9 protein-coding genes and 1 pseudogene are annotated in these 15,806 nt (G+C 71.7%); 6 read left to right on the top strand and 4 right to left on the bottom strand.

Features of this window, described 5'->3' with window-relative positions; all coding sequences use genetic code 11:
- Positions 1-180 precede the first annotated feature (180 nt).
- Positions 181-2,463 (bottom strand): transglycosylase domain-containing protein, encoded by a 2,283-nt coding sequence (locus SM611_RS14895; RefSeq protein WP_371950126.1) that lies wholly within the window; start codon positions 2,461-2,463, stop codon positions 181-183.
- 1,104 nt (positions 2,464-3,567) lie between these two features.
- Positions 3,568-3,852 (bottom strand): annotated as a pseudogene (locus SM611_RS14900) (DUF5318 family protein); the annotation flags it as partial.
- A 275-nt stretch (positions 3,853-4,127) separates the two neighbouring features.
- Here SM611_RS14900 and SM611_RS14905 point away from each other — a divergent pair.
- The 4 genes from SM611_RS14905 (at position 4,128) to SM611_RS14920 (ending at position 9,442) form a co-directional block, all read left to right on the top strand.
- Positions 4,128-4,769, top strand: a complete 642-nt coding sequence (locus SM611_RS14905) for a PadR family transcriptional regulator (protein WP_371950127.1) — start codon at positions 4,128-4,130, stop codon at positions 4,767-4,769.
- Between the two features lie 68 nt (positions 4,770-4,837).
- Positions 4,838-5,917: an inositol-3-phosphate synthase gene (locus SM611_RS14910; RefSeq protein ID WP_371950128.1), complete on the top strand. Its 1,080-nt coding sequence runs from the start codon at positions 4,838-4,840 to the stop codon at positions 5,915-5,917.
- Positions 5,918-6,150: 233 nt separating this feature from the next.
- A complete protein-coding gene (locus SM611_RS14915) occupies positions 6,151-7,920 on the top strand; it encodes an ABC transporter substrate-binding protein (protein WP_371950129.1) in 1,770 nt (589 codons plus the stop codon).
- A 217-nt stretch (positions 7,921-8,137) separates the two neighbouring features.
- Positions 8,138-9,442: an MFS transporter gene (locus tag SM611_RS14920; protein WP_371950130.1), complete on the top strand. Its 1,305-nt coding sequence runs from the start codon at positions 8,138-8,140 to the stop codon at positions 9,440-9,442.
- A gap of 20 nt (positions 9,443-9,462) precedes the next feature.
- Here the strand turns inward: SM611_RS14920 and SM611_RS14925 are convergent, their stop codons facing one another.
- Both SM611_RS14925 and SM611_RS14930 read right to left on the bottom strand, forming a co-directional pair.
- Positions 9,463-10,752, bottom strand: a complete 1,290-nt coding sequence (locus tag SM611_RS14925; RefSeq protein WP_371950131.1) for an adenosylmethionine--8-amino-7-oxononanoate transaminase — start codon at positions 10,750-10,752, stop codon at positions 9,463-9,465.
- Positions 10,753-10,772: 20 nt separating this feature from the next.
- The gene (locus SM611_RS14930; protein WP_371950132.1) at positions 10,773-12,275 is read right to left on the bottom strand and encodes a CCA tRNA nucleotidyltransferase; all 1,503 of its coding nucleotides are present in this window, start codon (positions 12,273-12,275) and stop codon (positions 10,773-10,775) included.
- Between the two features lie 394 nt (positions 12,276-12,669).
- Between SM611_RS14930 and SM611_RS14935 the strand changes: the two genes are divergently transcribed.
- Both SM611_RS14935 and SM611_RS14940 read left to right on the top strand, forming a co-directional pair.
- Positions 12,670-13,218 carry an aminoacyl-tRNA deacylase gene (locus SM611_RS14935; protein WP_371950133.1) on the top strand — a complete coding sequence of 183 codons (549 nt, stop codon included), beginning with the start codon at positions 12,670-12,672 and terminating at the stop codon, positions 13,216-13,218.
- Between the two features lie 88 nt (positions 13,219-13,306).
- A complete protein-coding gene (locus SM611_RS14940; RefSeq protein ID WP_371950134.1) occupies positions 13,307-15,781 on the top strand; it encodes a DUF6049 family protein in 2,475 nt (824 codons plus the stop codon).
- Positions 15,782-15,806: the final 25 nt, after the last annotated feature.

Genomic DNA, 15,806 nt, shown 5'->3' on the forward strand with positions numbered 1-15,806 from the left:
GCGTACTGTGCACCCGTGACCGCAGTGGCCGGTGAGGGGAGGCTGCCCTTCCCCCGGCCGGGTCGGCACGGGTGATCGGGGCCGCTGGAGTGCGGCAATTCACGATCATGCTTCATGTCACGCCCCCAAGTCTCCAGTGGACGGTTCGAGTGGCGGTCCTTCCCCGCCAGGCCCGCCGGTTCATTCCGGGGGCCTTGTCACGAGGACCGGCGGCGCCAGGCTCTGCGTCTCGGCGCCGCGGCCGCCGCCCTTGCGGCAGGCCGGATCGCCGCGGTGGATCTGGCACCACCAGTTGGGGGGCGGGGTGGTCGGCGGCTTGTTCGGGTCGCAGTTGCCGTCGGGGAAGGGCGACTGGCACGGCGGGAGGTCGCCCCGGTCACCGCCGCCGTTGTCCTTGCAGCGCGGGTGCTGGCTGAAGATCGGGTTCCTGCAGAACCCCGGCCGGTCGTCCTTCTTCTTCGGCGGCTTCGCCCACCGCTGCACGATCCCGCCCCATGCGGGCGGCGGGAACGGCCTCGCCTCCACGCCCTGCAGCGCGTTCGACATGTAGGACCGCCAGATGCGGGCGGGGATCGTACCGCCCTCCACCTCACCGATCTGCGGAAGGATCACCGACTTCTTCTTGCCGTCCGGACCGGTCGCGTCGTTGTAGATCGTCACCGCGGTCGAGATCTGCGGGACGTACCCGACGAACCACGACGAGACGTTGCGGTCCGTGGTGCCGGTCTTGCCGGCGGCCTGGCGCCCGTCCGGCAGCGCCGCGGCCGTCGCGGTGCCGCCCTTGATGACCTGCTGCATCGCGTACGTGGCGTCCGCCGCGACCTTCGGGCTGAACACCCGCCGCTTGTCGACCTCCGGCCGCAGCCGGACCCGCTTGTTGTCGCTGTACCTGACCACCCGGATCACGTGCGGCTTGTGGTACACGCCGCCGTTGGCGAACACCGCGTAGCCCGCCGCCTGCTCGACCGGGCGGATGTTGTTGACGCCCAGCGCCAGGTTCAGGCAGCACTTGTGCGGTGTCAGCAGGTCGGACGCGATGCCGGCGTCCGTCTCGGTCTTGATCACCTCTTGGATGCCGACCTTGCCCATCAGCTGGATGAACGCGGTGTTCACCGAGTCCTTGGTCGCGGTGATGAGGTTGATCGCCGGGCCCACGTCATGGCTGTTCGGGACGATCGTGGCGTTCGGATCGTCCTTCGAGACCACGGTGCCGTCCGGGCCGATCGGCGTCTTCGACCGTCCCTCGACCGTGCTCTTCAGGCTGTAGTTCTGCTTCAGCGCCGTCGCCAGCACGTACGGCTTCATCGCCGAACCCGCCTGCGCCGAGCCCTGCCACACGTTGTTGAACGACTGGTCCAGGTAGTCGGGCCCGCCGTAGAACGCCACGACCTCGCCGTTCGCGGAGTTCACCGACACCAGCCCGACGCGGATCTTCCGCTTCGCGAGCTTCTTCGGATTCACCTGCGGGACGGTCTTCTCGGCCGCCCGCTTGGCCATCGCCATCCGCCTGCGGTCGAACGTCGTGTAGACGCGCAGGCCCTCGGTCGTCAGCTCCGTGCGGTCCAGGCCCTCGCGCTTCAGCTCCTCCATGGCGCGCGTCAGCATGTAGCCGCGCTGGCCGCCGTACAGCTGCTTGTCGCTGCCCGGCTTGCTGATCGCGGGCAGGCGCTGCATGTACTTGGCGGCGTCGGCCTCGCTCATCTTGCCCATCGAGACCATGCCCTTGAGCGTGTACTGATAGCGAGCGGTCAGCCACGCCTTGTTCTTCTCGTCGCCCGCGTCACGGTTCGGGTTCTGGATGATGCCGCCGAGGACGGCCGCCTGGTCGGGCTGCAGCTCCCAGACGTCCTTGCCGAAGTACTCCCGCGACGCCGCCTGGATCCCGTACGTGTCGCGGCCGAGGTAGATCGTGTTCAGGTAGAGCTTGAGGATCTCGTCCTTGGTGTACTTGTCCTCCAGCTTCAGCGAGATGAACAGCTCCTTGAACTTCCGGTTCACCGTCCGGTTGTTCGGGTCGGAGTAGTAGTTCTTCGCCAGCTGCTGCGTGATCGTGGAGCCGCCGCCCGACCCGCCGGTCAGGTTGTCCCACACCGCGCGCGTCGTGCCCTTGACCGAGAACCCGGGGTCGGTGCGGAAGCTGCGGTTCTCCGCCGCCAGCACCGCGTCCTGGACGACTGGCGGGATCTGCTTCAGCTCGACGCTCTGCCGCTTCTTGCCGATGCGCCCGATCTCGGTTCCGTCGGTGTAGTAGAAGATCGACGCCTGGTCCTCGACACCCGCGACCGTCGGCTCGGCGGGCGTCGGCGTGTTGGAGTAGGCGACCCAGATCAGCGTGATGAACGCGGCGATGCCGAGCCCGCAGACACCGGCCACCACCTTCCAGGACGGGATGAACCGCCGCCAGCCTTCCTCGCGCGACCGCAGATGCCCGAGGAACCCCTTCTTCTGCGGACCCGGCGGCATCCCCCGCCGTCCGGGCCCACCCGGACCACCGGGGCCACCAGGTCCACCGGGCCCCCCTGGCCCACCCGGACCTCCAGGCCCGCCGGGACGGGCCGGACCAGCAGGCCCCCCGGACCGGTTCGCCGCCCGGGTGCCCTTCCCCTGGAACTGGCTGGTCACCTTCGCGCCGAGCTCCTGCCCGGCCTTCCCGAGTTCGGCGAGCTTCTCCCGGAGACCGGGCTTGGGGACCGCCCGTCCGGCGCCTCCGAACGCGGCACCGGCGGCCATCCCCGCGCCGCCCATACCGGCCGCGCCGCCCACGCCGGGCGCGCCTCCCATACCGGGCGCGCCTCCCATACCGGGGGCAGCACCCATGCCAGGGCCGCCGCCCATACCGGGGCCGCCGGGCGTCCCGGGCCCGTTCAGAGGCCGCGGACCTCCAGGACCTCCAGGACCTCCAGGCCCCGCCGGACCACCGGGGCCACCAAAACCACCCGGACCGCCGGGACCACCCGGACCGCCCGAAGCACCAAAAGCACCGGGACTAGCCGCAGCACCCGGAGCACCGGGGCCGCCCGGAGTACCGAAGCCCGCCGACGAAGGAGAACCGCCTGGCGTACCGGGGCCGCCCGAGCCGCCAAGGGCGCCGCGGGAACCGGCACCGGCCGGCCCGAACCCGCCGGGACCGCCGGAGGGGGCATTTCCCACCATCCCCGGGCCGGGAGGCGCACCGGGACCACCGGGTGCGCCCGATCCGCCAGGTCCAAGGGGTCCAAGGGGTCCACCGCCGGCGCCGGGCGCGGGCGGGAATCCTCCGGACGCCGGCGGCCCGCCGGGGCCGGCATGCCGGCCCTGCGGACGGGGATCGGGGGCCGAGGGGATCGCGGGAGTCGGGGCCGTCGGCGCGGCACCGGCCGGCGGGACGGAGTGGCCGCCCATGAAGCCGGGGCTCTGTCCGGCGTCCGATGTCCCGGGGGCGCCAGGGTTCTGGGGCATGCCGGGCAGACCGGTGGACTCACCGCGAACAGGGTCGCCGGAATCGCCGGGACGGGGGTTCTGCTGCCCGCCCGGCCGCTGCGACCCGGGTTCCGGTCGGGGCTGGCTTGGATTACTCACGCGACCTCATCAACAGGGGACAACGGTTGTTGCCAGGGGCCCGGGACGGCCCCCGGCCCTTGTTGCGACTCGTGCGCCGTCCGAAGAGTACTGTGCGGGCTGGTGAGCGGGGGGAGCGCGTGCACGCCGGAACTCCGTCCCGGCCGGTCGGCGCCCCTGCCGTAGCTCGCGGCCGGGTGGATCCTCCTTGCGCGTCTGCCGCCCGGGGTTCCGCTCCCCGTAGCCGAGGACGCTCGACTTGGCCAGGTGGTTCCAGTCGCAACTTTGGCATACTTCGGCCACATACACCCTGAATTCGCCGTATTCGGCGTCCTACCTCGGCGGTCGTCCCGGCCTCGCGACGCGGGATCGTCTCCGCGCCGGGCCGCGCTCGCAACAGGGGTCACGCCATCTTGTACGCCCGCCCGCCCCGCCGGGGCTCGATCCGGCGCGGCCCGCGCGGCGACCGGGGTTCTGACCGGGCCACTTGCCAGGACGGGGCCTCGTACGTATCGTGTCGATGTATCGAGTCGATACATTCACTCGATACATCGGATCGAGACATCGGCTTCTGCGGAAGAGGGAACCGGATGGCGGCCAGGAAGGGCGCGGGCGTGCTGGAGCTCGCCGTGCTCGGGCTGCTGCACGAGGCCCCGATGCACGGCTACGAGCTGCGCAAGCGGCTCAACACCCTGCTGGGCATGTTCCGGGCGTTCTCCTACGGGTCCCTCTACCCGTGCCTCAAGCAGCTTCTCGCGGACGGGATGATCGTCGAAGACCGTCCGGAAGAGGCGAACGCTCCGCTGGCACTGCAGAGCCGCCGGTCGAAGATCGTTTACAAGCTCACCGCCGACGGCAAGGAGCGCCTCCAGCAGCTCCTGACCGAGGCCGGTCCGGCGTCGTGGGAGGACGAGGGGTTCGGCGTGCACTTCGCCTTCTTCTCGCACACCCGCGCCGACGTCCGGCTGCGGATCCTCGAAGGCCGGCGCAGCCGGCTGGAGGAGCGCCTGGAGAGCGTCCGCGCCGCCCTGGCGCGGACCCGCGAGCGCGTCGACTCCTACACCCTGGAGCTGCAGAGCCACGGGCTGGAGTCGGTCGAGCGCGAGGTCCGGTGGCTCAACGAGCTGATCGGACGCGAACGGGCCGAGCAGGAACAGCAAGCACAGCAAGCACAGCAAGCACAGTCAGCTAAGCGAATTGACCAGGACATGCCTCGGGACGAGGGTCGCTGAGCGGCGGCCCGGCGCCTTCGGGGGCGGGTGAAACACCACATGTTCCGCAAGAGAGAAGGAGCAACCGGATGGGTTCGGTGCGCGTAGCCATCGTGGGTGTGGGCAACTGCGCCTCTTCACTCGTCCAAGGTGTCGAGTTCTACAAGGACGCGGCCCCCGACACGCGAGTCCCCGGCCTCATGCACGTGCAGTTCGGCGAGTACCACGTGGGCGACGTGGAGTTCGTCGCGGCGTTCGACGTGGACGCCAAGAAGGTCGGAATGGACCTTTCCGAGGCCATCCACGCCAGCGAGAACAACACCATCAAGTTCGCCGACGTGCCCCCGACCGGCATCACCGTCCAGCGCGGGCACACCTTCGACGGCCTTGGCGAGTACTACCTGGACATGGTCGAGGAGTCGGACGCCGAGTCGGTCGACGTGGTGCAGGCGCTGAAGGACGCCGAGGTCGACGTCCTGGTGTCGTATCTGCCGGTGGGCTCGGAGGAGGCCGACCGGTTCTACGCCCAGTGCGCGATCGACGCCAAGGTGGCGTTCGTGAACGCGCTGCCGGTGTTCATCGCCTCCGACCCGGAGTGGGCGCAGAAGTTCACCGACGCCGGTGTCCCGATCGTCGGCGACGACATCAAGTCGCAGGTCGGCGCGACCATCACGCACCGCGTCATGGCCCGCCTCTTCGAGGACCGCGGCGTCGAGCTGCTGCGCACGTACCAGCTCAACTTCGGCGGCAACATGGACTTCATGAACATGCTGGAGCGCAAGCGCCTCCAGTCCAAGAAGATCTCCAAGACGCAGTCGGTCACCTCGCAGATCCCGCACGAGATGGCGAAGGCGGACGTGCACATCGGCCCGTCCGACCACGTGCCGTGGCTGGACGACCGCAAGTGGGCCTACGTCCGGCTGGAGGGCAGGTCGTTCGGCGACACCCCCCTCAACCTGGAGTACAAGCTCGAGGTCTGGGACTCCCCGAACTCCGCCGGCGTCATCATCGACGCGGTCCGCGCCGCGAAGATCGCCAAGGACCGCGGCATCGGCGGCCCGATCCTGTCGGCGTCCTCCTACTTCATGAAGTCGCCGCCGGAGCAGTACAACGACGACCAGGCGCACGACGCGGTGGAGAAGTTCATCCGCGGCGAGGTCGAGCGCTGAGGGTCGACCGGTGAGGCTCCCGGCTCCCCCGAGCCGCCCGGAGTCGCCGCCGATCGCTCGCTGAGAGTCTGATCACAAAGTTCCCAAAGGACGCCCTGACAGTGGACATCCCCTGTCAGGGCGTCCTTACTTCTATAGGAAAACGACGATGTACCGGCCCTTTGTCACTCTGTGGCCCTACTGTGACACCGCCGGTGACTGCGCGCCAGGTTCAGAGTGTTCGAGGTGAGAACGTGACGGCACGCGAGATGTTCAAGGTGACGGTGGGGCTGACGGGGCTGATGGTCGGCCTCGCAGGATGCGCGGGGGGAGGTGATGACGCCGCGGCGGGCCAGGGCCGCAGCGGCGGAACGCTGCGGATCATCGGGTCGTCCGACGTCGAGCACCTCGACCCGTCCTCCGTCGCGAGCGTCGGCGCGTACGGGCTCGCCCGCACGTTCGCCCGGACGCTCTTCGGCACGCGCGCGTCCAACGACTTCCAGGAGACGCTCCCCGTCCGTCCCGACGTGGCGGAGCGCGTCCCGACCCGGGAGAACGGCGGCGTCAGCAAGGACCGCCGCACGTACACGGTGCGGCTGCGCGAGGGCGTCCAGTGGAACACCGAGCCTCCGCGTCCGGTCACCGCGCAGGACTTCGTCCGCGGCTTCGAGCGGCTCTGCAACCCCGCGGCGCCGTCCGCCGGCAAGGGCTACTTCATCTCCACGCTCAAGGGGATGGACGAGTTCTGCCGCGGCTACGGCGACGTCAACGCCAAGAACCCGGCGGCCATGGCGGCCTACCAGCGCGACCACGGGATCGAGGGCGTCCGCGCCAAGGACGAGCGGACGCTCGTGTTCAAACTGGTGCGGCCCGCGAGCGACTTCCTCAACCTGCTGACGCTGCCGTACACGGCCGCCGCGCCGAAGGAGTACGACGCCTACGTCCCGGACGGCGCGGAGTTCCGGCAGCACACCGTCTCGAACGGCCCGTACCAGATCACCGAGTACCGGCCGGGGCTGTCGTACCAGCTCACCCGCAACCCGGCGTGGCGGGCGGGCAGCGACCCGCTGCGCGAGCGGCACGTCGCGAAGATCCGGATCACCCTCGGGCAGGACTCGCCGGAGGCCGTCCAGCAGCAGATCGAGCAGGGCACCGCCGACCTCGCGTGGGACCAGCCCGTCCCGACGTCCGCGATCCCGAGGCTGGAGGGCGATCCCCGGTTCGCGATCAGGGAGACGCCGAACAACAGCCCGTACCTGGTGTTCAACACGCGCAGCCCCAACAACGGCGGCGCGCTCGGCAAGCGGGAGGTCAGGCAGGCGCTGGAGTACGCCATCGACCGCAGCGCGCTGATCAAGATCGTCGGGGGGCCGTCGGTGGCGCGGCCGCTGCACACGGTGATCCCGCCCGGGAACTCGGGTTACGCGGCGGCCGACCACTATCCGACGTCCGGCGAGTCCGGCGATCCCGCCAAATGCCGCGAACTGCTCGGGAAGACGGGCCACGGCAAGCTGACGCTGAAGTTCCCGTACCGGACCAACAGCGTCCACAAGCTCCTCGCCCAGTCGATCGCCGAGAACCTCGACGCCTGCGGGGTCGGCACCGACCTCATCGCCGACTCGGGCGGCTCCTTCTACGCCGGCACGCTCGGCACGCCCGCGCGCGGGCGCGAGGGCGAGTGGGACATCGCCGCCCCCGGCTGGGTGCCCGACTGGTACGGCAACAACGGCCGGTCGATCATCCAGCCGCTGTTCGACGGCCGCGCCTACGGGCAGAACTCCACCAACTACGGCGGCTACGACAACCCCCAGGTCAACGCCCTCATCGACGCCGCCCTCACCGCACCGGACGCCCAGCACGCGGCGGGCTACTGGCAGCAGGCCGACCAGAAGATCATGCAGGACGCGGCGATCGTCCCGCTGCTCGACCGCTCGCAGACGCTCTTCCACTCGTCCCGCGTCCACGGCGCCCTGTACCTGCCCACCACGGCGGCCTACGACTACACCCGCCTTTGGCTGAGCTAGCGCCCACGACCACCCGGTCTCCGCACCCGCCTTGAGGGCGCGGCGGCGACCGGCTGCGCCGCCTCCCCCGATCACACCTTCGCATTCGGGCTCCACGCCCTTCTGGACGGCCTCACCCGCAGCGTGAGCGCACGTCCCGCCGGCATGCGCGCGGCCCCCGGACCGGGGGGGCGGGATGGGAGGACGTGGCGGTCAGGGGAGGACATATGGTGATCGCGTGAAGGCTGGTCAGTTGCGCGGCATCCTGCGGGGACGGGATTTCCGGCGGCTGTACGCGACGCGGCTGGCCTCGCAGCTGTCCGACGGCGTGTTCCAGGTGGCCCTCGCGGGCTACGTGTTCTTCTCGCCCGAGCGGCAGACGACGGCCGGCAAGGCCGCGGCGGCGTTCGCGGTGACGCTGCTGCCGTACTCGGCGCTCGGCCCGTTCGCCGGGGTGTTCATCGACCGGTGGCGGCGCCGGCAGATCCTCGTGTGGGCGCCCGTACTGCGGGCCGCGCTCGTGCTCGGCGTCGCGGGCCTCGTCGCCGCCGGGCAGGACGGCCTGGGCTTCTTCCTCGCCGTCCTCGTCGTGCTCGGCGTCAACCGCTTCTTCCTCGCGGCGCTGTCGGCGGCGCTGCCCCACGTCGTGCGGCGCGACCAGCTGGTGACGGCGAACGCGTTCACGGTCACGTCCGGGACGGTCATCGCGTTCGCCGGCGCCGGGATCGGCTACCTGCTGCGCCGGCTGTTCGGCGCCGGCCACGAGGGGACCGGCCTGATCCTCGTGTCGGCGGCGGCGCTGTTCCTGCTCGCGGGCACGATCGCGACGACGCTGCCGAAGGCGCTGCTCGGCCCGCACCGGGCCGCGGACGCCCCGCCGGACGCGCCGCGGGTCCGGGACGCGCTCGGCGGCGTCGTGTCCGGCCTGGCGGACGGGGCGCGGCACATCGCCCGGCGCCCGCAGGCGGCGCTGGCGCTCGGCGCGATCTCCTTCCACCGGTTCCTGTACGGCGTCGTACTGATCATGACGCTGCTGCTGTGCCGCGACCACTTCGCCGACGACCCCGACCGGGGGCTGGAGACGTTCGCGCTCATGCTCGGGGTGTCCGGGGCGGGGTACTTCGCGGCGGCCCTGATCACCCCCGCGGTGGTCCGGCGGATCAGCAAGCAGGCGTGGACGGCGTGGCTCCTCGCCACGGCGGCCGCGAGCCTGCTCCTGCTGGGCATGTCGTTCGCGGAGCGCCCCTGGGCGGTCGGCGCCTTCCTGCTGGGCGTCGTGTCGCAGGGCGTGAAGCTGTGCGTCGACACCACGCTGCAGGAAGGCATCGACGACGCCTACCGGGGCCGCGTGTTCGCCGTCTACGACATGCTCTTCAACGCGACGTTCGCCGCCGCGGCGGCCGCCGCCGCGACCTGGCTGCCGTCGGACGGCCGCGCCGCCCCCACCCTCCTCGCGGTGATCGTCGCCTACGCGGCGGGCGCGGTCGCCTACCGGACGGCCGCGTCCCGCATCGTCCGCCGTCCCGTCCACGCCTTCCGCTGACCGGCCCCCCCGGCCCGCGCTCAGAGGGATTCGGCGATGGCGTTGAGGGCGGCGGCGATGTGCAGGACCTCGTCCTCGGTGCAGACGTACGGCGGCATCGTGTAGACCAGCTTGCCGAACGGGCGCAGCCAGACGCCGTGCGCCATGGCGATCTCCTGGACGGACGGCACGTCCACCGGCTCGCGCGCCTCGATGACGCCGATCGCGCCGAGGACGCGGACGTCCGCGACCCCCGGGAAGCCGGCCGCGTCGTCGAGCTCGCTGGTCAGGACGGCCTCGATCGTGTCGACCTCGTCCCGCCAGTCGCGCGACAGCAGCAGGTCGATGGACGCGGACGCGACGGCGGCGGCCAGCGGATTCGCCATGTACGTGGGCCCGTGCATGAGGACGCCCGCTTCGCCGGACGAGATGCCGTCCGCGACGCGATCGGTGCACATGGTCGCGGACATCGTCATGTATCCGCCGGTCAGGGCCTTGCCGAGGCACATGATGTCGGGGGAGACCTCCGCGTGGTCGCAGCCCCACAGCTCGCCGGTCCGGCCGAACCCGGTGGCGATCTCGTCCAGGATCAGCAGGACGCCGTGCTCGTCGGCGAGGTCGCGGAGCGCGCTCAGGTACTCGGGCGCGTAGAAGCGCATGCCGCCGGCGCCCTGGACGATCGGCTCCACGATGATCCCGGCCAGCTCCCCCGCGTGCTCGGCGGCCAGCCGGGACAGCTCGTCCAGGTACGCGTCGTCGGGCTCGGCGGAGTACCCGAGCGGGGGCGGCGGCGCGAACACGTGCTTCGCGAGGACGTCGCCGAACAGGTGGTGCATGCCGTTCACGGGGTCGCAGACGGCCATGTCGCCGAACGTGTCGCCGTGGTAGCCGCCGCGGACGGTGAGCAGCCGGTGCCGCTCGGGCGCTCCCCGCGACCGCCAGAACTGGAGCGCCATCTTGATCGCGACCTCGACCGCCACGGACCCGGAGTCGGCGAAGAACACCTTCGTCAGCGGCTCCGGCGTGAGCTCCACGAGCCGCTCCGCGAGCCGCACGGCCGGCGGGTGCGTGAGCCCGCCGAACATCACGTGCGCCATCTTGCCGAGCTGCCCGGTGACGGCCGCGTTCAGCTTCGGGTGGTTGTAGCCGTGCACGGCCGCCCACCACGACGACATCCCGTCGATCAGCTCGGTGCCGTCGGCGAGGGTCAGCCGCACGCCGTCCGCCGACACGACCGGGAGCACGGGCGCGGACGCGGGCATCGGCGCGTACGGATGCCAGATGTGCTCGCGGTCGAACGCCAGCATCCGCTCGGCCTCACGCGGGCTCATCCGCCCCAGCTGCAGGGGAATCACGCGCCGTCACCCCGCGCGGGCTCGTCACCGGCGGGGAGCAGGCCCTCGGCGGCGGCCCAGTCGCGCAGTTCCGCCGCGGCGGCCTCCTTGCCGATCATGCCGCGGTCGAGGCGCAGTTCCAGGAGGAACCTGTAGGCGCGTCCGACGAGGGGGCCGGGCGCGATGCCGAGGATGTCCTGGATCTCGTTGCCGTCGATCTCCGGCCGGATCGCCGCCAGCTCCTCCTGCTGGGCCAGCCGGTCGATCCGCACCTCCAGGTCGTCGTAGGTGCGGCGCAGCCGGTCGGCCTTGCGCTTGTTGCGGGTCGTGCAGTCGGCCCGGGTCAGCTTGTGGAGGCGGGTGAGCAGCGGCCCGGCGTCACGGACGTAGCGGCGGACGGCCGAGTCCGTCCATTCGCCGGTGCCGTAGCCGTGGAACCGCAGGTGCAGCTCGACGAGGCGCGAGACGTCGTTGATGACGTCCTTCGGGTAGCGCAGCGCGGTCAGCCGCTTGCGGGTCATCTTGGCGCCGACGACCTCGTGGTGGTGGAACGACACCCGCCCGCCCGGCTCGAACCGCCGGGTCTTCGGCTTGCCGATGTCGTGCAGCAGCGCCGCGAGCCGCAGGACGAGGTCGGGCCCGTCCTCCTCCTGCGCGATCGCCTGCTCCAGGACGATCAGTGAGTGCTCGTAGACGTCCTTGTGCCGGTGGTGCTCGTCGATCTCCAGCCGCAGCTTCGGCAGCTCGGGCAGGACGTGCGCGGCGAGGCCCGTCTCGACGAGCAGCGCCAGGCCCTGCCGCGGGTACCGGCCGCAGAGCAGCTTGGACAGCTCGTCCCGGACGCGTTCGGCCGACACGATCTCGATGCGTCCGGCCATGTCCGTCATCGCGCGGACGACGTCGGGCGCGACGGTGAACCCGAGCTGCGAGGCGAACCGGGCGGCGCGCATCATCCGCAGCGGGTCGTCGCTGAAGGAGTCCTCGGGCTTGCCGGGCGTCCGCAGGACCTTGCGCTGCAGGTCGGTGAGGCCGCCGAACGGGTCGACGAACTCGTGCCCGGGCAGCCGCGCCGCCATCGCGTTCACGGCGAAGTCGCGGCGGCGCAGGTCCTCGACGAGGGACGTCCCGTACGCGACGTCCGGCTTGCGGGACTTCGGGTCGTAGGACTCGCTGCGGTAGGTGGTGATCTCCAGTTCGACGCCGTCCTTGCGGAGGCCGACGGTGCCGAACTCGATGCCGATCGTCCAGTGCGCGTCCGCCCAGTCCCGGATGATCTCCAGGGTGCGCTCGGGCGGCGCGTCGGTGGTGAGGTCGACGTCCTTGGTCGGACGGCGCAGCAGCGCGTCCCGGACGGGCCCGCCGACCAGCGCCAGCTCGTGCCCGGCCGCCGCGAACAGGGCGCCGAGGTCGTCGGCGACGGGCGCGATCCCGCGCAGCAGCTCGGCGATCGCGGTGCGCCGCGAGGACTCCGGGGTCGCGTTGTGGCGGGGCGGGTTGGGCTGCTGGTTCGGCACGGCCATCGAGCGTATTTCCTTGGCTGACGGGCTGACAAAGGACTTTATGGCGATCGGCGGCGCCCAGGGCGGGAGCCTTTGCGGGGCCGGAGCCGGACGGGCCCCTTTCCCTACCGCGATCCCCGGGTTACGTTCTGGACACCCCGATGACGCCAGCGCGACCGCCGGTGAGCCTCCCGCACGACAACGGTAGCGGGATCCCGAAGGCCACGGTCCGCCGCAGGTGCGGCTGAGGCGCTTGGCGAGGGTTTGTGTGACGTATGACGCGAGTTAGGCCGTTCGTTCCGGGTATGTGGGGATATCCCCTGCAGAGTGCTGAAGCACGGGGACACGAAGCACGGGGACACAGCGAACCAGTTCCGGGGGTGAGCGGGGATACCCCCGCGGGATGGAGCCCAACATGAAGGACGCTCTCGCCATCCACCGCGCACTGCTCGAATGGGAGACCGTGCACGAGATCGTGCGGCTCCGCGTCGCGATGACCCACGCCGACGAACTGCCGAAGGCCCTCGGCCTCCCGGCGGAACGATGCCTGGTGACGCGCGTCTACTCCTGCGCCGACGCCGCCGGCGGCCGGCGCTTCCTGACGGCGGTGATCGTCCCGGCGGGCGAGCGGCCGCCGATCGAGGCCGTCCGGCGCACCATCGGCGCGCGCACCGTCCGGCCCGCGCACCCCGACGTCGTGAACGCCGCCACCGAGTACGCGGCCGGGCTGGTCTGCCCGCTGCTCCTGCCCGACACGATGCCGGTGCTCGTCGACCACCGGCTGGCGGACGGCCTGAACAGCGACGACGTCGTCTACACCGCGACCGGCGAGGCGTCCACGGCCCTCGGCATCCGGGGCGGCTCGCTCTACGCCCTCTGCCACGCCAAGCCGATCGACCCCCTCGTCCCGCCGCCGCTCCAGGCTCCGTCCGGCGGAGCGCGGCCCACCCGATCCCCGGCCTGACCCCGACCACGCCAGACGCCGGACGGACTACCATCGACGCCGTGGTGCGGGAAATGTTCGCCCGCCGTCCTGAGGCGGCCGGTAAGGCGTGAGGACGGTCAAACGCGCGGTGGCGCTGGCCGCTCTGCTGCCCTGCATGGCGATGGCGGCGCCCGCGGCGCCGGCATCCCCCGCCTCCGCGCATGCCTCGACGCGGGCTCGGGCGAAGGCGCAGGTCGCCATGGCCCTCACCAAGGTCGACCCCAAGACCGTCACGGCCGGATCGCGGATCGCGATCTCCGGGCTGGCCATGAACCGCAGCGGCCACCAGCTGCCCGGCCTCACCGTCCGGCTGCGCTACAGTGCGCAGCCCGTCACCAGCCGCAGCCAGCTCGACCAGTTCGCCGCCGGCGCGGCGAACGCGCTGCCCAACATCGGCGAGGAGAAGCGCCTCCCGGGGGCGGCCACGCCCGGCGTGAAGCAGAGCTGGACGTTCGCGACCACGGCCAGGAAGCTGGCCCTGCGCGCACCGGCGGGCACGCCCGGCGTCTACCCCGTCGGCGTCGAGGTGCTGAACTCCGCGCGCCAGGTCGTCGGCGGAATCACGACGTTCGTGACGTTCATGCCGAAGGAACGGCACTTCAACCCGGTCGCGGTCGGCTGGGTCATGCCGCTCGCCGGTGAGATCCACCGCACCAACGACCGGACGTTCCTCAACGACGACCTCGGCAAGGCCGTGGCGCCCGGCGGCCGGCTCAGCCGGCTCGTCGACGCGGCGTCCGGCACCGCCACGCCCCTCACGTGGGCGATCGACCCGGCGCTGCTGGACGACGTGCGGCAGATGGCGTCCGGCGACTACACGGTCCGGGCGCCGGGCGACACGAAGGGCGTCCGGAAGAAGAAGAGCGCGGCCGCGGCGGCCTGGCTGGCGGCGCTGAAGAAGGCCGCGGAGAAGGACCCGTACTTCACCCTCCCCTACGCCGACCCGGACGTCGTCGCGCTCGTCCGGCGCAAGACGCCCCGCGACATCGGCGTCGCGTTCGACGAGCGGAACACGGGCGTCGCGACACAGGTCCTCGGACGCGCCGCGAACGCGCACGTCGCCTGGCCGCCGTCCGGCGCGGCCGGGCCGGGGACCGTCGACCAGCTGGCCAAGAGCGCCCTGAAGGACGGCGGCGCGTTCCTGATGAGCAGCTCGCAGTTCCAGAACCCGGCGACGGGCGCGCTGCCCAACGCGACGACGACGCTCCCGACGCACTACGGCGCCAAGCGGACGCTCCTCTACGACGAGAAGATCAACCAGATCGTCAGCGAGGGGTCGCGGTCCGCGTCCGGCGGGCTGCTGGCCGAGCAGCGCTTCCTCGCCGAGACGGCGATGATCGCGGCGGAGGCGCCGAACCGGCAGCGCACCCTCGTCGTCGCCCCCGACCGGAACTGGGACCCGGCCGACGGGGTCGCGAAGAACCTGCTGAAGTACACCAAGCGCGCGAGCTGGCTGAACGACGTCCCGCTCGGCAAGATCGAGTCGGCCGAGCCGCAGGGCCGCGTCTTCAACGGCTACAGCGACGACTACCAGCAGTACGAGCTCGGCGACGCGCACCTCTCGGAGGTGCAGGCGATCTCCCGGCAGGCCGCGGCGTTCCAGGCCGTGCTGGTCGGCCCCACCAAGATCTCCTACGAGCGCGCGCTGCTGCGCCTCCAGTCGGCGGCGTGGCGGACGTCCCCGCGGCAGGCCAGGGCGGCCCGCAGGCAGCTGGAGGACGAGCTCGCGTCCGACATGGGCCGGGTCCGCATCGTCACCACCAAGAGCAAACGGGTGCTGATGGGGGGCAGCTCCGGGCGGCTGCCGGTGCTCGTGGAGAACAGGCTGTCCGACCAGTCGGTCAAGGTGCGGCTCGTCGCGACGTCCGAGAACAGCGCGAAGCTGCGGCTCGGCACGCTCGCCGCCGAGGACGCGGTCATCGAGCTGGCGCCCGGCGAGCGCGCCCAGCGCTGGATCCCCGCGCAGGCGGCCGGGAACGGCAACTTCCACGTGCAACTGGAGCTGCGGATTCCCGGCTCGAACGGCCGGACGTACGGCAGCGGCGAGTCGATCACCGTGAACGTCAACGGCTACGGGCGGCTCGCGCTCCTCATCACCGGCGGCGGACTTGCCGTACTCTTCGTGGGCGTCGGAGTGCGGGCCATCAGAGCGAGGCGCCGCCGGAAAGCGGAGGCAGCCGGTGACGGGTCGACCGGAATGGGATCGGCGGGAGCAGGGGAACCGGGGAGCGGGCTCCCCGGCCCAGGGTTCCCAGGGGCCGGGATACCCGCCGCCGAACTCCCCGGGGTATCCGGGCCAGGGCAACCCGCCGGGCCGGGGATATCCGCAGGGCCCGCCGCAGGGGCCTCCGCAGGGCCCGCCGCAGAGGCCCCCGGGACCGCCGGGTCAGGGTCCGCCGCAGGGACCGCCGCCCCCCAGGCCACCGGGCCCGCAGAATCCACCGGGCCCGCAGAATCCACCGGGGCCGGCGGGCTACCCGAGCCCGCCGCCGACGGCCAGGCCGGGTGGCGCGCCGAACACCGCCGCCGAGACGGCGATTGACATTCCCCTCCCGGGCGGCGGCGCA

It is taken from the genome of Actinomadura monticuli, assembly GCF_041463655.1.
Lineage (GTDB): Bacteria > Actinomycetota > Actinomycetes > Streptosporangiales > Streptosporangiaceae > Spirillospora > Spirillospora monticuli.

Excerpts from the sequence above, each read along its gene's own strand:
- SM611_RS14910 (WP_371950128.1), top strand. The coding sequence starts at position 4,838 with ATGGGTTCGGTGCGCGTAGCCATCGTGGGTGTGGGCAACTGCGCCTCT.
- SM611_RS14925 (WP_371950131.1), bottom strand. The coding sequence starts at position 10,752 with ATGAGCCCGCGTGAGGCCGAGCGGATGCTGGCGTTCGACCGCGAGCAC.
- SM611_RS14930 (WP_371950132.1), bottom strand. The coding sequence starts at position 12,275 with ATGGCCGTGCCGAACCAGCAGCCCAACCCGCCCCGCCACAACGCGACC.
- SM611_RS14935 (WP_371950133.1), top strand. The coding sequence starts at position 12,670 with ATGAAGGACGCTCTCGCCATCCACCGCGCACTGCTCGAATGGGAGACC.
- SM611_RS14905 (WP_371950127.1), top strand. The coding sequence starts at position 4,128 with ATGGCGGCCAGGAAGGGCGCGGGCGTGCTGGAGCTCGCCGTGCTCGGG.
- SM611_RS14895 (WP_371950126.1), bottom strand. The coding sequence starts at position 2,463 with ATGCCGCCGGGTCCGCAGAAGAAGGGGTTCCTCGGGCATCTGCGGTCG.